Source organism: Bartonella sp. AA89HNZF (genome assembly GCF_042196905.1).
Classification (GTDB): Bacteria; Pseudomonadota; Alphaproteobacteria; order Rhizobiales; family Rhizobiaceae; genus Bartonella.
This window is the reverse complement of sequence record NZ_JBHIRD010000004.1, coordinates 37,597-56,229: the sequence shown is the minus strand read 5'-3', so window position 1 is coordinate 56,229 and position 18,633 is coordinate 37,597. Positions and strand designations below refer to the sequence as shown.

The following is an 18,633-nucleotide window of genomic DNA, read 5'->3' as shown; positions in this document are numbered from 1 at the left end:
TTGGCTAAAGGTGAAAAAAACATAAAATATCTCTCTTCATTCAAGGGGAAAACTTTTCCCAATAAGGAAGCAATCCTTTCCTTTATAATTAAGAATCCTAACCACTCAAGTAAACGAGAAATCGCCAAAGCTTTTAACTTAAAAGGTGATTCTCGTATTTTGCTTAGAGATATGTTACGTGAGTTGAAGGATCAAAATCTTATATCTAAACACCGCAAAAGAGCAATAAACAAAGGAAAATTACCTCCTGTTACTTTAGTAAAAATTAGCGGACGTGATAAAGATGGAAGTTTTATTGCACAACCTCTTGAATGGGAAGATTCTCCAAAGCCCAATATTGAAATACACTCTTTTCATCACATAAAAGGAAGTAATATTGGTGTTGGAGATCATATTCTTGTAAAAGTTTTTCGAAATAAAAATTCTGAAAGCTCAAGCCATCCTTATACGGGACGAATTATTCGTAAAATTGATGTATCTCCCAAAAGCGCATTTGCTATTGTACGAAAATTGGAAAATAATCAATGGCGCCTTGATCCTATAGACCGCAAAACCAATGAACTTATTGTTGAAATGTCTCCAGAAATGAAGATTGAAACGGGTGATCTCGTTGAAGTCGAAATAAAAAAAAATACTGGTTACGGATTAAAGAGCGCAAAAATAAAGAATGTTTTAGGGCACATTAAGAGTGAGAAAACACTCTCAATGATAGCGCTTCTTTCGAAAGGAATTCCTTATATTTTTCCTGAAAGTGTTCTTGAGCAAGCCAAACATATCAAAGCTGCCAATATGGATAATCGTGAAGATTGGCGACAATTACCCTTTATTACAATTGATCCACCAGATGCAAAAGACCATGATGATGCAGTTTATGCAACCAAGGATAAGGATCCAGCAAACAATGATGGTTGGATTATTATTGTAGCCATCGCAGATGTTTCTTACTATATCAAAACAGGAAGTGCTTTAGATAAAGAAGCATTGAAACGCGGAAATTCTGTTTATTTTCCCGATACTGTTGTGCCAATGCTGCCTGAACGCCTTTCTCATGATTTATGTTCTCTACGTGAAGGAAAAGAACGGCCAGCTTTAGCAGTTCGTATGATTTTTGATGCAAACGGTAATAAACGAAAACATAGTTTTCATCGTATTATGATGCGGGTAAGAGCCAAACTTTCTTATCAAGAAGTACAATTGGCAATTGAAGGTAATATAAATGAAAAAATAGCCCCTCTTTTTGAGAGCATTTTGCACCCCTTATGGGAAGCCTATGCATGCCTTAAAGCTGCGCGAAATCTTCGACAACCACTAGAATTAGAAATTGCAGAAAAAAAGATTATTCTTGATCAAAATGGATGCATAAAAGATGTTGTGAGTGAAACACAATTAGAAGCACATCGTTTGATTGAAGAGTTTATGATACAAGCAAATATTGCAGCTTCTGAAACCTTAAAAGAACATCATCAGCCCCTCATCTACCGTATTCATGAGAAACCCTCTCTTGCCAAGCAAGAAATACTTCGGAGCTTTCTTCAAAGTTTGGGGATACCACTTTCCCGCGGAAGCGAACTTACCTCAGCGCGCCTTAATAGAATTTTAGAAAAGGTCGCTCATACTCAACAACAAGAACTAGTCAATCAAGTTATTTTGCGTTCACAATCACAAGCAGAGTACAACCCTAAAAATAGTGGCCATTTTGGTTTGAACTTGCAGAACTATACACATTTTACATCACCAATCCGTCGTTATGCTGATCTCATTATTCATCGAGCACTCATTAAAGCTCTCAAATTAGGAAATGATCAATTAACAGAGACACAAGAACAAAATCTTGCAGAAATTGCTACGCAAATTTCTTTATATGAGCGCCGTGCGATGGTAGCTGAAAGAGAAACGATTGATCGGCTTGTTGCTCACTATTTAACGAATAAAATCGGTCGTATTTTTACAGGTCGCATTTCCGGAGTTACAAAAGCAGGTCTTTTTATCTCACTTGATAAACTCAATACAGATGGTTTTGTCCATATTTCTACACTTAAAAATGATTATTATCATTTTGATGAAGCACAACATGTTCTTGTAGGACAGCGTAGCCATAAAGGCTATCAACTCAGTGATGTTGTAGAAGTAAAACTTATAACGGTACAACCTTTTGCTGGCGCTTTATGCTTTGAACTCTTAACAAAACCTCGTCCAATAAAATTTTCACCAACATCCTACCATAAAAACAAATTAAAAAAACAAAAATATACTTTTTATGGGAAAAGAAAAAATTAATTAAAAATAAAAAGTAAAAAACATTTTTATAATTTTCGTTGTATTATTTTTTATTTTAAAGTCTAAAAATCTTTATTAAAAATAATTAAACCTCTTGTTTCTCTCTTTAAAAGCATATAAATAATAATGACTTAAAGCTAAGAAAAGACCTATAATATGTAGTATTTATATTATTTTTATGTTTTATTTAGTATATAAAGGTATGTGATTTATTTTATAAATATAGTAATTTTATAAAAATCTTGCAGGTTTTTTATACTTAATAGGTGAGAAAATCTGCAAAAGGGAGCTTGAGCTTTTTTCATTTCAGCACACCTTTTTATTATTCGAATAAACAAAAGTATCTTAAGTCATTCTCATGAAAAAAAAAGCTTTTGACTCTCAAAATAATTCTTTGCGTGCCATTATTGCAGCTATTGCAACCATTGGTACCGTTGGAACAGCATTGGGAATGGGAACACAACTTGTCTCTTTTCTTATGGCAGAAAAAGGACTTTCCAACAGTACAATCGGCTATAGTGGAACTGTTGGTGGAATCGCCACAATTATTGCAGCTATTTTTACGTCTCGAATCGCCTTATGCTTAGGAATTTCTCAAACAATATTGCTTATGATGGCTATAGGATCTTTAAGTTTTTTAGGATTCTATTTTTTCGACCCCTTATGGGTTTGGTTCATTTTAAGGTTTATATTACATTTCACTATGACAGTTATGTTTATCCTGTCAGAGTTTTGGATCAACAGTTGTGCTCCCCCTAAAAAACGTAGCTTGGTTCTTTCCATTTATGCTATTGTTTTAGGATTAGGGTTTGCAGTAGGTCCAACGTTGCTAGCAAAAGTGGGAACACAAGGCTTTATTCCTTTTGCTGTTGGCTATAGCCTTATTATACTTGCTGTTATCCCAATTCTTGCAGCTTGGAAATTAAGTCCAGAATTTCAAAAAAGCCAATATACGCCATTTTTTCGTTATCTTTTTTATGTTCCAAGTGCCATGATGGCAGTGTTTGTTTACGGTGCTATTCAAATGGGCGCATTAACTCTTATAACACCCTTTACTTTATCCATTGGCTATAATGAGCATGAAGCAGCACACTTTATGGCAACGCTTGCACTTGGGAATGTTTTGCTCTTAATTCCTATCAGCATTATAAGCGACTATGCCAAAGATCGACGTTATCCACTAATAAGTTGTGCTATCCTAGGTCTTGTGGGAACTTTTATGGTACCATGGATCACTCAATATCCATGGGTTCTAATGCTTGATCTGTTCCTTCTTGGTGGTGTATCAGCTAGCCTTTATACAATTGCTCTGGCACATCTAGGAGCACGTCTTAAGGGCCAAGAACTTGCTGCTGCTAATTCTGCCTTTATTTTTTGCTATGGAATTGGTATGCTCATCGGGCCAACCTTTATTGGAAAATCCATGGATATTTTTAATCCTTTTGGTTTTTCAATAGCTATGGCTGTTTTTTTCGGTTTATATGTCATTTTGGTATTTATCCAACTGATGAGAAAATTAATCAGCTCTTGACTTTTTTGAGAACATCCGTACTGTTGCCGGAAAATCTGATGATGTCGGAAATAAGTTTTGAAAGCAATAATATTTTTTCAGTATAAATAGGGTATTTACATTATGGCTAAAGCAGCAACCATTAAGATCAAGCTTTTATCAACTGCAGATACTGGTTTTTTCTATGTAACAAAGAAAAACAGCCGCACAATGACAGATAAAATGAGCAAGCGTAAATATGATCCAGTTGTAAAAAAGCACGTTGAATTTAAAGAAACAAAAATTAAATAAATAAAATTATTATTGAATTGATAGATTTTATACTCCAAAAGAAATGTGGGAGTATTGCTCTTCAAAGTTATTTTTTGAGGGGTGTTTTTTTATTTCCTTAAGTTTAAAAAGTTTACTTTAAACTTTGTACGTTTTGTACGGATTTGGATTAAGTTGATTTATTATTTAAGTTGCTTACATATATTCTGCATGAGTATTTGATTATTGTGATATCTAACGAAAATTTTGTCATTAAAACGAGACATTGTTTCGTCATATGAATAAAGCTTCTCGGATGAATTATAAACAATACTAAAATAGAGTTATAGTAATGTTAGCAGTTTCTTTATTTCATGAAAAAATCTTTTTCTCATTTTAATCTAAGAATCTTTAATCTAAAAGTTATCCGTTTCAGTATTTTTATCGCTGCCAGCATTCTTATCATTATGTCAACTTACTTTAAGAAAACTCAGCAGTTGCCTCAAAAAGAAAAATTTTCTTCTCAAAACTCTGTTAAAGGAAATGCTTTAATCATTGATGGCGATACCATTATGATTTCTTCAATTAAGATTCGACTAGCTGGAATTGATGCTCCTGAACTCCACCAATTTTGTGGAAAAAAGGAAGCACGCTACCCTTGTGGGCTTGAGGCAAAGAAATATTTAGAACAATTATTAAAAAATCAAACTGTTATATGTCACTGGCAAAAAACAGATAAATATCGCCGTATTCTTGCAACATGTAAAACAAAACAAGTTAGCAATATCAACGCAACACTTGTACATAATGGTTGGGCTGTAAATTATTATGAATACCCCAAAGAAGAGCAAGAAGCGAGAAGGAAAAAGAAAGGAATATGGGCATCAAGTTTTCAACGACCAAAAGAATGGCGCAAAGCAAATCCTCGCACAGAATAAGAAAAATATTTTTTAATTTTATTTACTAATGAAACAATGTAGCCCAATTATCAAACTTGAAAAAGAGATCTATTCCTGTCGTGTTTGCGTCCAACAACCCCATTATTTTCCTCCTCTTCCTCATGAACCAAACCCTGTCGTTTATTTATCCGATACTGCTTCGATTGCAATTGCAGGCCAAGCACCAGGATTGCGTGTTCATGAAACTTCTATCCCTTTTAATGATCGTTCGGGCGAAAGATTGCGTAATTGGCTGGGTGTTACAAAAGAAGAATTTTATAATAAATCTCTCTTTGCTATTGTTCCTATGGGATTTTGTTTTCCAGGTTATGACAAAAATAAAGCTGATTTACCACCAAGATGTGAATGTCGAGAAATATGGCATGAAAAGATATTTCAGGCAATGCCTCAAATAAAGCTTGTTCTTGCCATTGGTCGTTATGCGCAAAAGTGGCACATTACAGAATTAAAACATAAAACCGTTTCTGCAACTGTTGGTGATTGGAGAAATATTCTTTCCATTCCTCAACCTCGAGGCTATAATGTTATGCCTTTGCCTCATCCGTCATGGCGAAATACTTCTTGGTTACAGAAAAATCCATGGTTTAACGATGAGCTTATTGTATATCTGCGTCGTTTAGTGCGTAAATTTTTATAAATTAAGATATTGAGAAGAAATATGGATCGTCTTGACCGAAAAATTTTACATCTTTTGCAAGAAAATGCGACACTTTCTGTTGCTGATATTGCTAAAAAAGTGGGACTTTCGACCACTCCTTGCTGGCGTAGGATTCAAAAACTTGAAGAAGATGGCGTCATTCAACGTCGTGTTGCTGTTCTTTCTCCAGAAAAAGTAAACGCACACGTCACTGTTTTTGTGTCTATTCGCACAAATACACATAGTCATGAATGGTTTAAGCGTTTTTCACAAATTGTGCAGGAGTTCCGTGAAGTTATTGAATTTTACCGAATGAGTGGAGATATTGACTATTTATTGCGTGTTGTTGTTCCCAATATTGAAGCTTATGATCTTTTTTATAAAAAATTAATTTCTAAAATTGATATCCGTGATGTCTCATCTTCTTTCGCAATGGAACAGATTAAATATACAACGGAGCTTCCGCTGAATTATATTAAATTACATGAAAAGGTAAATGAACATAACTCTTAAGCGTTTTTTATATCCGTCTCATCATCTCTTAAGTGTTCAAACTTTCTTGTTCCAAAACCGCCATTTGTGCATGAGTTAAAACAGCAGCTTTGACAATTCCAGCTGCTATAGCTGCTCCTGTTCCTTCACCAAGACGCATTCCAAAATCTAGAAGTGGTTCTTTGCCAATTTTTTGTAAAAGTTTACGATGGACTTTTTCAGAAGAAACATGTCCAACGAGAGTATGATCAAGAGCTTTTGGATGCATTTTATAAAGGACCGCTGCCGCTGCTGTTGCCACAAAACCATCTAAAATAACGGGTATCTTTTCCATTCTTGCCGCCAAAATAGCACCAACCATAGCAGCAATTTCACGTCCTCCTAAGCGACGCATTATCTCAAAAGGATCATTTAAATGCTCCTTATGCAAGGAAACTGCTGCCTTAACCGCTGCTATTTTACGCTGATAAAAATCACCCTCCGATTCCATATCATGTCCTGTCCACTCTTCAACGTCTCCACCAAACAATGCTAAACATAAAGCTGAAGCTATTGTTGTGTTTCCAATTCCCATTTCACCAATACATAAAAGATCTGTTCCACCAGCAATGGATTCCATTCCAAATGCCATTGTAGCAGCTGCACTTCTCTCGTCCATTGCAGCATCCTTGGTAATATTCATTGTTGGATATTCCAATGCTAAATCAAAAATTTTTAATCCCAGATCATAAGCGATACAAATTTGGTTGATAGCAGCACCGCCAGATGCAAAATTTTGTACCATTTTTTGTGTCATAGATTGTGGAAATGGTGTAATATTCTCCTCTACAATACCATGGTTTCCAGAAAAAATAGCAACCAAAGGTCGCGTTACTATAGGTTTTTCTGTACCTCTCCACCCCGCATACCAAACAGCAATATCTCCTAGTTTTCCCAATGTTCCTTGCTCTTTTGTTAAGTTTTTTTGCCGTTTTTTTGCCAAAATTATAGAAAACTCATCAGCAACAGGTAAATTTGTAAGCAAAGCACGAAAATCATCAAATGGACTAGCGATCATAAGGATACCTTTTAAAATCTACAATGTTTATGAAAATCACGTCATATATACAGGATATGAATAATTTATTGTTTTTTTAACAGTACTTTAAAAATGTTAAATACTATGAAAGCAATAATTTCTACATTCTATTTTTTACCCCAATAACAAACGTGCAAGATTCAAAATGTTATTAATATCTTATGACTACCTTTACAGTGATACCCTTAAACTATTTTTTATTTAATAGGCATAATCAGCATGCCGTTTAATATATAAATTCTAACATTCTTATTCATAATAAAAGTTATAAACTTTCAAAAACTTATAAAATTAAAGGGATCAAAATTATCGCAAAGAAATCAAAACGCAAAGGATCTCAACTTCAATATATGTTAATTGTCTGACTGTTATTAAATGAGAGCATAAAAAGCTTCTTTTAAAGTACATATATCTGCGTTTGGTTTTGTCGCATCATTTGATAGTATTTGCCGCCATCGACGTGCCCCACCCCGCCCATGAAATAAACCAATCATGTGACGCGTCACATGAGAAAGCCGTCCCCCCGATGCAATATGTCGAGCTGCATAATCACACATAACCTCAATAAGATCACTCTCACTTAGACTATTCTGCGACTCACCATAGAGTTCAAAATCAATATGTTTTAACAAAGTTGGATCATGATAAACTTGGCGACCAACCATGACAGCATCACAGAAAGTTAAGTGTTCTTTGATCTCATCAATCGATTTAATTCCACCATTTATCCCAATGAATTTATGAGGATATTGACGTTTTAATTTGTAAACCCTTTCATAATTAAGGGGCGGAATATTGCGATTTTCTTTCGGACTCAATCCTTGTAGCCATGCCTTGCGTGCATGTATCCAGAGCGCATCACATCCAGCATTCCAAACTTGATTAGCCAAAAGATCTAATGCTAATTCTTCATCTTGTTCGTCCACTCCAATCCGACATTTGACAGTTACAGGTATAGTAACCTCTTGTTTCATTGCTTCTACGGCATTTGCCACAATGTCTGGATGTAGCATCAAACAAGCTCCAAAGACACCTGCTTGAACACGATTTGATGGACAACCAACATTGAGATTTATTTCGTTATAGCCAAAATCCTCAGCAATTCGTGCAGCTTCTGCTAACTTTTTCGGATCTGCCCCCCCTAATTGTAATGCAACTGGACGTTCTTTGTCGCTAAAAGCCAACAATTGTTCACGAACACCATGAATGACAGCATCTGCTACCATCATTTCCGTATAAAGGAGAGCTTTTTTCGTTAAAAGACGATAAAAAAACCTGCAATGTCGGTCTGTCCAGTCCAACATTGGTGCTACTGCAAATTTTATAGGCGATGGAAGGTTGTAAAATATCATGAGGGTATTACTCTCATGTCCCTATAGCTCTCTCTTTATACATAGAAAAATACTTACTTTTAGTTTACGGAAAATTTTATTCTCTTATACTATCATGAGTATAATAACAGCTCATTATTTTCAATTGATATCAAGGTTTACTACAATCAATCATGCCAAAACACAATATCGCATTTCTCATAGATTAGTGTTCAGGTATATAAACATGAAAAAAGAAGATTTTTACTATAATATAAAAAACTCATTTATAAGTTCTTCTTACGCTCTTCAAGTCTCTCCCCTTACATGATTTAGTACAGCGTTTAAGATAATAAATGCTAAACTAACACATTATACAATTTTTCATGATCGATTTAATTTTCTTTAGATTTTTTAACTCATTGTGCAAATAAACGCTAAAAAAGTAGCTTTATCTTCTCCTAAAGAAGAAAAAAACCTTATTTCATACGAATCTAATTATAAATCATTTTTTATCAATGAGTTATTTTTGGTAATATTCTTAGATTTCACTTTATAAAATAGACAAATTTCATCTTAAATATTCTATCTAATTTTGCTATTTTGTGATTCTTGCAAAAAAAAAACTAAAATCAGGGTATAGACAGCCATTGCCTTTTTAATATCTATAACTGATATCAGTATCTCTTGAAGGAAAATATTTACAATATTGCAGATAAAATCTGTAAAATGAAATGATCATAAACGTTGTTCAATCTCTTGTTGGCTTTGCATATAGGAAGAAAGAGTATCAACCTCTTGTTCATTAAATAGGAGCCCCAGTTTTGAACGACGCCATAACACATCTTCACATACTTTAGCCCATTCTTTTTCCATCAACCATTTTACTTCTACTTCATAAAGCCCATGTCCAAAATTTTTTCCTTTATTTGCCTTACCATGTGCAAAGATCAGCAATGCTTCTGTACCGTAGGAGCGTGCAAGCCTGCGATGTGTAAAAACATCTAAATCTGGCATTAAAAGAGCAATCCTATTTTCGATTGTATCTAATTTGTTATAGGGGAAATCTCCCCCTGGAAGTACTGCCTTAGCCGTCCATGATGCTCCCTTTTTACCAAGTGCTTTTTCAACAAATTTCATCGCATCTTCAGCTAACTTACGATAAGTTGTAATCTTTCCACCATAAAGATTAAGTATCTTTGGTGTCGTTCCTGTTCCCATTTCTTTTAAAACATAATCGCGCGTAATTTCTTGTGCTTTTGAAGCTCCATCATCATAGAGTGGACGAACTCCAGAGTAAGACCAGACAATCGTTTCAGGTAATACTGGTTGTATGAAATATTCACTGGCTGCTGCACAAATATAATCAATTTCTTTATCAGTAATATGAACGTCAGCCGGATCTCCTTGATAATTACAATCTGTTGTTCCAAGCAAGGTAAACTCTTCTTGATATGGAATAGCAAATATAATACGCCCATCACCATTTTGAAAAATATAAGCACGATCATGAGTATAAAGTTTGGGAACCAAAATATGAGAACCTCTAACAAGCCGTATTGGCGTATGTTCTTTACAGTCTAATACGCTTGCCAAAACATGATCAATCCAAGGTCCTGTCATATTCGCAACATAAGAAGCAGTGACATTATATTCTTTACCGCTTAACTTGTCTTGAAGAAAGATACGCCATTTTTTGTCTTCTCTTTTTAAAGATAGAACTTTTGTGCGTACTTTTATATCAGCTCCCCACTTTTCTGCATCACGAGCATTGGCAATGACTAAACGCGCATCATCTACTCTTGCATCAGAATATTCAAAACCTCTCTGATATTCTTTTTTCAGTGTAGAGCAAAACTTTTTTGAAAAATTAATCGTTTTACTGCGCCACAATTTCTGATTCCAGTTCCCTAAATAATCATAAATAAAAAGTCCAAAACGCAATATCCAAGCAGGACGCAATTCTTTATGATAAGGAAGAAGAAAACGTAAAGGACGTACAATATGTGGAGCTATGCGTAAAATGATCTCGCGTTCTTTGAGTGCTTCACGAACAAGTTTGAACTCATAATGTTCAAGATAACGAAGACCACCGTGAATAAGTTTTGTTGATGCACTTGAAGTCCCTGATGCAAGATCTTTCATTTCAGCTAATCCTACTTTAAAACCGCGTCCAGCTGCATCTCTTGCCAATCCACACCCGTTTATCCCTCCCCCAATGATAAACAGCTCATAATGTGTTGTGGTTTTCATAATTTCACTTTTCATTATTTAATTTTGTTTCTCAGTCCTCAATAAAGCAACAGGAAAAAATAATACAAGTGTTCTTCATTGTATTATCAACGTACTTTTTCCTAAAATAAACACGCACAAAAAGCTTTTGATACCCTTATACATCAAAACAACATTTGACAAATTAAAGAGAGGATTTTTTATCCTGTAGGCAATATAATCTTTGCAAATGTACATCATATGAAAGCTTTTTAGAGAAAAATTAATGTTTTTTATTATTTGAGAATACATACTATAGCTAAATGCTTTATTGCACATAGAGAACGCTTTTCATATAGTTTACTCAATGACACAATAGAAAATGTAAAGGTATACAGATGACTCATCAACCTGAAAACTCGAAAATAACACTTGTTTCAAAAATTTTAGTCCCAGTTATGTTGAGTATTTTAACCTTTTTACCTTCTTTATCAAACGCAACATCACAGCAGACAGTAACCAATCATTTAAGCTTAGAAAAACTTAAAGCACAACTTTTAGAAGATTCTAGCTTTTTATCTAAGCTTAAAGAAAAAATGACACCGCATACTGATTCTCAGCATATTCAACAAATTGTTAGAGAGTATCTTCTTACTCATCCAGAAGTTTTGATTGAAATGCAGCTTATCCTTCAAGATAAGCTGGAAAAACAAAATGAAGACGAAAGTCAAAGCTCAATTATTCATTTATTAGAAAAGGAAATTTTTCACTCTCCTCATGACGCTGTTTTGGGGAATCCAAATGGTAAAAAAGTACTTGTTGATTTTTTTGATTACAATTGCAGATTTTGTAAAAGTGCCTATTCAGATATAGAAGACTTGATAAAAGAATATCCAGATCTACGGGTTATTATCAAGGATTTACCGATTTTGGGATCTGATTCTATGGCGGCTCATACCGTTGCTTACGCATTTCGAAAACAATTTCCAGAAAAATATCCTCAGTTTCATAAAAAGCTTTTAATGCATCAAGGGCGCGCAAATGAAGCTAAAGCTATAAAAATAGCTGTTTCATTAGGAGCAGATGAAAAAAAACTCCGTAATGCAATAAAAGACCCTAATCTGCAAAAAGCTTTTAAAGAAAATATTCACATTGCCTCTACACTTCATATTACGGGAACACCTTCTTATATCATTGGTAATAAAATATTCATCGGCGCAGCCAGACAAGATATTCTAAAACAAGCGATAGATAATACACAGTAAATACCCTATTCTATACCTGATTAGTTTTAGGAAGAATACTGTAAATGAGGTAATTTTATGCTTTCTCTTTTTTGACAACAGGCTTATAAATGCAATTTTGCGTAAAGCAGATACGAGTTTAAAATTGCAAAATATAATGAATTTAAAGGAAATAAATATCTTTAAAGCTTCAAAAGATATCATCCCTAATCTAGAGATATTCTGTCATAAAACGAAATAATGACGATCTTCATTGATCAAGGAGTTAGAAATAAAATGGCAACAAAAAAAATGGATTTGGCAAAATATACCGCAATTGATACGAACATTATTCGTGATCTTGCTGAAATTTTGAATGATACAAATTTAACGAACATTGAAGTTGAACAAGGGGAGCTTCGTATTTGTGTCTCACGCCAAAATACCTCAACTTCTTCCGAGCAAGCGATCTATGCTCCTGTTTCTACTCCTACTTTTTCTGTAACATCTTCTCCAGTTCCAACAGCTGAATCTCCTATACACTCTATCCAAGAAGATAAATCAAAAAACACAATAACCTCTCCAATGGTTGGAACAGCCTATCTTGCACCTTCACCAGGCGCACAACCTTTTGTAGAAGTAGGACAAAATGTTTCTGAAGGGGAGACATTACTTATTATTGAAGCCATGAAAACAATGAATCAAATTTCATCACCGCGCTCCGGTACGGTAACCACTGTTCTTGTCAAAGATGGTCAACCTGTTGAATTTGGTGAACCACTTATTATTGTTGAATAAAGCGAGGGGCAACCATGATTCGAAAAATCCTCATTGCTAATCGAGGAGAAATTGCTCTTCGCGTTTTACGTGCATGTAAAGAACTTGGCATAAAAACCGTTGCTGTTCATTCTACAGCTGATGCAGATGCAATGCATGTTCGTCTTGCTGACGAAAGTGTTTGTATTGGCCCTCCTCCTGCTCGTGATTCTTATTTGAGTATTCAGCAAATTATTGCTGCTTGTGAAATTACAGGAGCGGATGCTGTTCATCCAGGTTATGGCTTTCTTTCTGAAAATGCAAAATTTGCAGATGTTCTAGAAGCCCATGATATTACATTCATCGGTCCAACAGCTACTCATATCCGAATCATGGGCGATAAAATCGAAGCAAAGAAAACCGCCAAAAAACTTGGTATTCCTGTAGTTCCAGGTTCAGATGGAGCAGTCACTGAAGAATCAGATGCTTTACGCACTGCTCGTGAAATTGGTTATCCGGTTATTATAAAAGCTTCTGCTGGTGGTGGCGGACGTGGTATGAAAGTCGTTCATTCTGAACAAGAATTTTCTATAGCTCTCAAGACAACGCGTTCAGAAGCGAAAGCTGCTTTTGGTGATGACGCTGTTTACATAGAAAAATATTTAGAAAAACCCCGTCATATTGAAATTCAAGTCATAGGTGATGGTGCGGGAAATGCTATTCATTTAGGAGAACGCGATTGTTCACTTCAACGACGACATCAAAAAGTATGGGAAGAAGCTACGTCACCTGCACTTAATGAAACTGAACGGAAAAAAATTGGAAGTATTGTTGCAAATGCTTGTGCCCAACTTGGATATCGTGGAGCTGGTACTATTGAATTTCTTTATGAAAATGGCGAATTTTATTTTATTGAAATGAATACACGTTTACAAGTCGAGCATCCTGTAACTGAAGCAATTACAGGTATAGATTTAGTCCACGAACAAATCCATATTGCATCAGGCTGTAAACTTTCAGTGACACAAGATGAAGTCTGTTTTTCTGGTCATGCCATTGAATGCCGTATTAATGCAGAAGATCCCATTAACTTTACGCCATCACCTGGAACCATTACACATTTTCATACACCTGGAGGTTTAGGGATTCGTGTTGATTCAGGCGCTTATTCAGGTTATCGTATTCCTCCTTACTATGATAGCATGATTGGAAAGCTGATTGTTCATGGACGTACCCGTTTAGAATGTATGATGCGTTTACGGCGTGCTTTAGATGAATTTGTCGTCGATGGGATAAAAACTACACTACCTCTTTTTCGCGATCTTATTAATAATCAAGATGTTGCTGATGGTAATTATAATATTCACTGGCTAGAAAATTACCTTGCTCATCAATCAAAGTCTTCAGATTCGTAATTCGATAGCAAAACGGTGCATTCTTATAAAAGATTCTATAAGATATCAACATAAGGATAGTTCCAACCTTGCTGTAAAAAGTGGAAAAAAGGAAATAAATTGGTTATTTTTTATATAGTTTTCTTTTAATATGCATAAAATTTAATAATTTTCTGTTTTCCTTTTTGTTAGTTTGTGCTAACTCCTACATGGTTACGCCCTTATAGCTCAGTTGGTAGAGCACCTGATTTGTAATCAGGGGGTCGGGAGTTCGAGTCTCTCTGGGGGCACCATATGTTCTTTTAATTACGTGTAGCTTTTCATTTTCCGAGTGTTTTTAAATTCAAGAGAAGGTAGAGGTGAGCGTGAATTTACAAAATATGTTATTTTTATCAAACTTCTTTTTAATGCTTTGAATTCAGCTAATTTCTACCAAGGAAAATATTAAAGTTTAAGTTTCTAATGAATATACTAACAACTTCATAACATTGGTAAAATTATCCGGCGGGCTATTATTAAAAGAATCAGAAAGTTTTTTGTAAAATTCTTTCCACAAACATTTTTTTCAATAAAGCCACCTAATTCATCAGCCTTAACTTTAGCAAAGACATAAGGCATGTGTTTCATTTATTAAAGCAAATTCTTTTCTTTAAAAAGGTTGTAGCCTTCTATCTAACAGCGTTTTTGCTGTAAAATTCAAATTATCTATCTGCTCAACTAAAGAACTTTTATTGTTTAGCTTTTGTGCTTTTTTCAAAGAGATGTGGACTTTCAAGAATAAGCTTTTCTCGTGCTTTTTGTAACTGTTTAATGACTTCATCAATCTTTGACGGAGAACAAAAAGATTCTTGGCTATTCAACAAATGCAGCCTCTCCTTTCCCTCATATAAACATTGCATCTGAGATTGAAGTATTCTAACTTCTTGAAAAAAAAGACGTCCTGTTTCCTTAAAACCATTATTAAGTGCAAAAAGTTGATCAGAAATAGATAGCAGAATTTGTTTTAAAAAACGCTCATTTTCTTGGCGTTTACGATATTCTAAAATAAGAGCATGGCTTATTTCATCTAACTGTTTTTTTGTAGAATCAATTTGACGCAATAAATTTGGTTTTTCCCCCATATCACCTTTTCTCACCTTCACAAGCATAGCATGAATGTCTAATAACTTAATTGCGGAATGAGATAAATAATCAACAACTGTAGGCGTATTAACATAGCGTTCCCGTGCAATCATCACAAAAACTCACCTAATGACTGTTTTTTACATTCATCCCGCTATTTATTTTTCATTTTACAAGACCATTCTAAAGAAAGTGCTAAAAAATATTACCTCCAATACATTATTCGATGGAGCCCTTTCTCTCTTTTCACGATCAACGTGGAATCCGTGGAGAGAGAAAACGTACAGGTGTATAAAGGATAAGATGTGTTGTTTTTTCCAATACACTACTACCATCAGCAAGAAGGGCTTGACTAGGTGACAATTCTGTACCTTGCATAATTGTGGAAGCCAAAGAACCTTCTCGAGAAAGAGCCATCAACGTTGGCGAAGATGCAAAGACATTGTGTGCTCCCCCATCCACATGAGAAAAATCAAGAACAGCTATTCCATTTTTACGCAACATTTCGATATCTGAGCCATCGCCCACACGATGATGTCCACCCGTAAGACGTCCTGAAACGGCAAGAGCTTTATCCGCTCTGGATACTAAAATAGCGGTTGGCTGCGGGAGTTTTTTTATATCATTAAGTTGGCGCTCAAATACATCAACATCAATATCTGGTGCAGCCATTAATAAACTTGTAATACGACGAATAGGCCTATATTTTCCCTGTAACGCTAACGTTCTAAATGCTTCCATTATAACAAAATTGCCCATAGAATGTGCAATAACCGAAATTTGATCAGCATTGGTTTCACTAATAAGTGTTAAAAGCTCTATCAATCCGTCACGGGCAAAATTAGCACTGTCACGATCATAAATATAAAGAGGAACTGATCCGGCCGAAGGCCAAGAATAATGCACAGCGACAACATTTAAAGAATAATCGTGTGTAAACTGTGCTGTACGAAATGTACCATCTGCAAAATTATTATTATACCCATGGATAAAAAGAAAAATTTCTCTTTTTCCTTTTGGCTTTTTTGCTAAAGCAGCATTTAATTGCTGTTTAAACTGTTCTTTATTATCGTATTTTTGCAATGCTACTGCTGCAAAATACTTATCATTCGTAGGTTTATAGGCATTTATTTCAACAACTCCCTTTACATGTTGCTGAGGAATTCCTACGTCAACGCGATTATAATGAACTTTATTTGATCGCTCTGCACCATAAGGTTGAGCGTAATTATTTTGCATCATACGACTTGTTGCAACATATACTGGAACGATGGCTTTTGGAGAAACTGGTTTCCCTTCAACTTCCCTTTCTACGGCAGTCATAGAAGGTGTTGCATGTACCCCATGCCAAAGTACAGCACGTGAATCACTACACGCTGATAATAAAGAAATACAAATAAGAAGTGTTAAATATCTCAGAATCATTATACTTCTCACTGCAACTTAACCCCACCTTATAAAAATATAACATTTCAAATGCATAGATAAAGTAATAAAAAACGAAACATTATTGGCAACACACCAACAAATAACATACAAAAAAGATTTTTCTATAATGCCTATAAATCCCCTCTCTCTAACATAACTTCATCTCATTATGGAGAAACTCACTGCTAACTGGTGCGGTCGAGAAGACTCGAACTTCCACGGGTTGCCCCACAGCGACCTCAACGCTGCGCGTCTACCAATTCCGCCACGACCGCACGTGGAAAGAAAAAACCTTGGTTTTTAGCCTTTAACAAATCATAAAGAAAGGTACAAGCCAATTTTCTTTTTCTCATAATTTATTTTATCCGGATGTTTTATAACTTAATAGAGATTACGAGAAATATAGGCTTTACTATGACCTTTGAACCATCATCATAAAATGTTCTTGTGCCGCTTGATCTTTTTCATAATAACCATGAAAGTTTTTTGTAATTGTTGTAGAGCCCTGTTTTTGGATTCCTCTCATAGCCATACACATGTGCTCAGCCTCAATCAATACTGCTATACCATGAGGCTTCAGATACGTTTTTAACGCGTGAGCCACTTGCGCTGTCATAGCTTCTTGAGTTTGTAAACGACGAGAAAAAATATCTACAACACGTACAATTTTTGAAAGACCAACAATTTTTGTATTAGGAAGATATGCTATATGTGCTTTCCCAATAATTGGGATCATGTGATGCTCACAGTGTGAATAAAAAGATATATTCTTTACGATTACGGCTTCATTGTATCCTGAAACCTCTTCAAAAACTGTACCTAAGGTTTCTTTAACCGATTGACTATAACCATTAAAAAGCTCGCGATATGCCTTGGCTATACGTTTTGGAGTATCTAAAAGCCCTTCTCTATTTGGATTTTCCCCTATCCATAAGAGTAATGTACGAATCGCCTCTTCCACCTCTTCAATACTCGGACGCTTTTCTTCAGATAAATTTGTGTCCTCTTTAACAACATTACGCATTCAAAAACTCCAAGCTTATTCTATACAAAGCATTTGCTCCATACCTATCTCATTTTGTATAATCTCTATATAAGCGAATTAAAAGTTTAAACAATCACGACTCTCAAAATTTCAGGCAATAGCGCATGATTGATACTATCTATAATGATAAAATACTTAAATATGCTGCACATATAGGCAAAATTGGGCGTCTTAATAATCCTGATGCAACATCAAGAAAACATGCACACCTTTGTGGTTCGACAATCACTGTAGATTTAAAAGTGGAAAATGGTATTATTACCGATTTTGCTCACGAAATACATGCATGTGTGCTAGGGCAAGCTTCAGCTTCACTTTTAGCATCTCATATCATCGGACAAACAACTCAAGATCTTAAAATATTGCGTGAAGTTATCTACCAAATGCTAACGCAAAATGGTCCTTCTCCTCAAGCTCCATTTGAGGATTTTTCTTGCTTACAGCCCATTAAAGACTATAAAGTGCGCCATGCAGCAACACTACTACCCTTTGATGCAACGATAGACTGCATTCAAAAAATTGAAGAAAAATAAATGTTCAAATCACAATCTAGACAAAAAAAGTTGACTCGGAATTACACAGGCACTTGGCAAAAGACACCCGGACGATTATTGGGTATTTTCTTAATACGTTTCTATCAAATAACACTTTCGAGTCTTATAGGCAATCAATGTCGCCATGCCCCGACTTGTTCAGAATATACATATGAAGCGATTGCACGCCATGGGCTTTGGGCTGGTGCATGGATGGGACTCTTTCGTATCATGCGTTGTGGGCCCTTTGGAACAGATGGCTTTGATCCAGTCCCTCCATCACTTGGAAATTCTTGCTGTTTTTATAAACCTTGGCGTTACTGGAAAATTTCTGACAAACACAATAAATAATCCTTTTCTTTTTTTATATGTACTGATAGAAAGATTAGTCTATAAGTTTTTTACTTAG

17 protein-coding genes and 2 tRNA genes are annotated in these 18,633 nt (G+C 35.1%); 12 read left to right on the top strand and 7 right to left on the bottom strand.

All coding sequences use genetic code 11. The annotated features are described in order from the left end of the window. The 6 genes from rnr (at position 1) to ACFIN0_RS03095 (ending at position 6,145) form a co-directional block, all read left to right on the top strand. Positions 1 to 2,277, top strand: a complete 2,277-nt coding sequence (gene rnr, locus ACFIN0_RS03120) for a ribonuclease R (RefSeq protein ID WP_375701902.1) — start codon at positions 1 to 3, stop codon at positions 2,275 to 2,277. 358 nt (positions 2,278 to 2,635) lie between these two features. Further along, on the top strand, positions 2,636 to 3,808 hold the full coding sequence (locus tag ACFIN0_RS03115) for an MFS transporter (protein ID WP_375606907.1): 1,173 nt from the start codon (positions 2,636 to 2,638) through the stop codon (positions 3,806 to 3,808). A gap of 102 nt (positions 3,809 to 3,910) precedes the next feature. Further along, positions 3,911 to 4,078, top strand: a complete 168-nt coding sequence (gene rpmG / locus ACFIN0_RS03110) for a 50S ribosomal protein L33 (protein ID WP_004864083.1) — start codon at positions 3,911 to 3,913, stop codon at positions 4,076 to 4,078. 332 nt (positions 4,079 to 4,410) lie between these two features. Then, positions 4,411 to 4,974, top strand: coding sequence for a thermonuclease family protein (locus ACFIN0_RS03105; RefSeq protein ID WP_375701901.1), 564 nt, complete (start codon positions 4,411 to 4,413; stop codon positions 4,972 to 4,974). 28 nt (positions 4,975 to 5,002) lie between these two features. Then, positions 5,003 to 5,632 (top strand): uracil-DNA glycosylase family protein, encoded by a 630-nt coding sequence (locus ACFIN0_RS03100; protein ID WP_375610386.1) that lies wholly within the window; start codon positions 5,003 to 5,005, stop codon positions 5,630 to 5,632. 21 nt (positions 5,633 to 5,653) lie between these two features. After that, positions 5,654 to 6,145 (top strand): Lrp/AsnC family transcriptional regulator, encoded by a 492-nt coding sequence (locus tag ACFIN0_RS03095; protein ID WP_375606910.1) that lies wholly within the window; start codon positions 5,654 to 5,656, stop codon positions 6,143 to 6,145. A gap of 28 nt (positions 6,146 to 6,173) precedes the next feature. On the opposite strand, the gene cobT is transcribed toward ACFIN0_RS03095, so the two are convergent. The 3 genes from cobT to glpD all read right to left on the bottom strand — a co-directional run bounded on the left by cobT (position 6,174) and on the right by glpD (position 10,780). Beyond that, a complete protein-coding gene (gene cobT, locus ACFIN0_RS03090) occupies positions 6,174 to 7,181 on the bottom strand; it encodes a nicotinate-nucleotide--dimethylbenzimidazole phosphoribosyltransferase (protein WP_375696874.1) in 1,008 nt (335 codons plus the stop codon). 392 nt (positions 7,182 to 7,573) lie between these two features. Beyond that, complete coding sequence (gene dusA, locus ACFIN0_RS03085; protein WP_375701900.1) at positions 7,574 to 8,554, bottom strand: tRNA dihydrouridine(20/20a) synthase DusA; 981 nt, start codon at positions 8,552 to 8,554, stop codon at positions 7,574 to 7,576. A 696-nt stretch (positions 8,555 to 9,250) separates the two neighbouring features. Further along, a complete protein-coding gene (gene glpD, locus ACFIN0_RS03080) occupies positions 9,251 to 10,780 on the bottom strand; it encodes a glycerol-3-phosphate dehydrogenase (protein ID WP_375687157.1) in 1,530 nt (509 codons plus the stop codon). Between the two features lie 341 nt (positions 10,781 to 11,121). On the opposite strand from glpD, the gene ACFIN0_RS03075 reads away from it, so the two are divergent. The 4 genes from ACFIN0_RS03075 (at position 11,122) to ACFIN0_RS03060 (ending at position 14,389) form a co-directional block, all read left to right on the top strand. Further along, complete coding sequence (locus ACFIN0_RS03075; protein WP_375606914.1) at positions 11,122 to 11,988, top strand: DsbA family protein; 867 nt, start codon at positions 11,122 to 11,124, stop codon at positions 11,986 to 11,988. A 255-nt stretch (positions 11,989 to 12,243) separates the two neighbouring features. Next, entirely contained in the window at positions 12,244 to 12,744 is a 501-nt protein-coding gene (gene accB / locus ACFIN0_RS03070; protein ID WP_375606915.1) for an acetyl-CoA carboxylase biotin carboxyl carrier protein, read from the top strand. Positions 12,745 to 12,758: 14 nt separating this feature from the next. Further along, positions 12,759 to 14,117, top strand: a complete 1,359-nt coding sequence (gene accC / locus ACFIN0_RS03065; protein WP_375606916.1) for an acetyl-CoA carboxylase biotin carboxylase subunit — start codon at positions 12,759 to 12,761, stop codon at positions 14,115 to 14,117. Positions 14,118 to 14,313: 196 nt separating this feature from the next. After that, a tRNA-Thr gene (locus ACFIN0_RS03060) sits at positions 14,314 to 14,389 on the top strand. Between the two features lie 435 nt (positions 14,390 to 14,824). Here ACFIN0_RS03060 and ACFIN0_RS03055 read toward each other — a convergent pair. The 4 genes from ACFIN0_RS03055 to folE form a co-directional block, all read right to left on the bottom strand. Beyond that, a complete protein-coding gene (locus tag ACFIN0_RS03055; protein WP_375607173.1) occupies positions 14,825 to 15,331 on the bottom strand; it encodes a hypothetical protein in 507 nt (168 codons plus the stop codon). 139 nt (positions 15,332 to 15,470) lie between these two features. Then, entirely contained in the window at positions 15,471 to 16,643 is a 1,173-nt protein-coding gene (locus ACFIN0_RS03050; RefSeq protein WP_375701899.1) for an alpha/beta hydrolase, read from the bottom strand. 193 nt (positions 16,644 to 16,836) lie between these two features. Next, a tRNA-Leu gene (locus tag ACFIN0_RS03045) sits at positions 16,837 to 16,921 on the bottom strand. 137 nt (positions 16,922 to 17,058) lie between these two features. Next, complete coding sequence (folE, locus tag ACFIN0_RS03040; RefSeq protein ID WP_375607120.1) at positions 17,059 to 17,670, bottom strand: GTP cyclohydrolase I FolE; 612 nt, start codon at positions 17,668 to 17,670, stop codon at positions 17,059 to 17,061. Between the two features lie 125 nt (positions 17,671 to 17,795). On the opposite strand from folE, the gene ACFIN0_RS03035 reads away from it, so the two are divergent. Together ACFIN0_RS03035 and yidD are read left to right on the top strand one after the other, a co-directional pair. Then, positions 17,796 to 18,224, top strand: coding sequence for an iron-sulfur cluster assembly scaffold protein (locus ACFIN0_RS03035; RefSeq protein ID WP_375607119.1), 429 nt, complete (start codon positions 17,796 to 17,798; stop codon positions 18,222 to 18,224). Next, a complete protein-coding gene (gene yidD / locus ACFIN0_RS03030) occupies positions 18,225 to 18,575 on the top strand; it encodes a membrane protein insertion efficiency factor YidD (RefSeq protein ID WP_375607118.1) in 351 nt (116 codons plus the stop codon). It abuts the gene before it with no gap. Positions 18,576 to 18,633: the final 58 nt, after the last annotated feature.

Bases quoted from the DNA above. Each gene is read 5' to 3' on its own strand.
- ACFIN0_RS03115 (WP_375606907.1), top strand. From the start codon at position 2,636: ATGAAAAAAAAAGCTTTTGACTCTCAAAATAATTCTTTGCGTGCCATT.
- rpmG (WP_004864083.1), top strand. From the start codon at position 3,911: ATGGCTAAAGCAGCAACCATTAAGATCAAGCTTTTATCAACTGCAGAT.
- ACFIN0_RS03105 (WP_375701901.1), top strand. From the start codon at position 4,411: ATGAAAAAATCTTTTTCTCATTTTAATCTAAGAATCTTTAATCTAAAA.
- ACFIN0_RS03100 (WP_375610386.1), top strand. From the start codon at position 5,003: ATGAAACAATGTAGCCCAATTATCAAACTTGAAAAAGAGATCTATTCC.
- ACFIN0_RS03095 (WP_375606910.1), top strand. From the start codon at position 5,654: ATGGATCGTCTTGACCGAAAAATTTTACATCTTTTGCAAGAAAATGCG.
- cobT (WP_375696874.1), bottom strand. From the start codon at position 7,181: ATGATCGCTAGTCCATTTGATGATTTTCGTGCTTTGCTTACAAATTTA.
- dusA (WP_375701900.1), bottom strand. From the start codon at position 8,554: ATGATATTTTACAACCTTCCATCGCCTATAAAATTTGCAGTAGCACCA.
- glpD (WP_375687157.1), bottom strand. From the start codon at position 10,780: ATGAAAAGTGAAATTATGAAAACCACAACACATTATGAGCTGTTTATC.
- ACFIN0_RS03075 (WP_375606914.1), top strand. From the start codon at position 11,122: ATGACTCATCAACCTGAAAACTCGAAAATAACACTTGTTTCAAAAATT.
- accB (WP_375606915.1), top strand. From the start codon at position 12,244: ATGGCAACAAAAAAAATGGATTTGGCAAAATATACCGCAATTGATACG.
- accC (WP_375606916.1), top strand. From the start codon at position 12,759: ATGATTCGAAAAATCCTCATTGCTAATCGAGGAGAAATTGCTCTTCGC.
- ACFIN0_RS03055 (WP_375607173.1), bottom strand. From the start codon at position 15,331: ATGATTGCACGGGAACGCTATGTTAATACGCCTACAGTTGTTGATTAT.
- ACFIN0_RS03050 (WP_375701899.1), bottom strand. From the start codon at position 16,643: ATGATTCTGAGATATTTAACACTTCTTATTTGTATTTCTTTATTATCA.
- folE (WP_375607120.1), bottom strand. From the start codon at position 17,670: ATGCGTAATGTTGTTAAAGAGGACACAAATTTATCTGAAGAAAAGCGT.
- ACFIN0_RS03035 (WP_375607119.1), top strand. From the start codon at position 17,796: ATGATTGATACTATCTATAATGATAAAATACTTAAATATGCTGCACAT.
- yidD (WP_375607118.1), top strand. From the start codon at position 18,225: ATGTTCAAATCACAATCTAGACAAAAAAAGTTGACTCGGAATTACACA.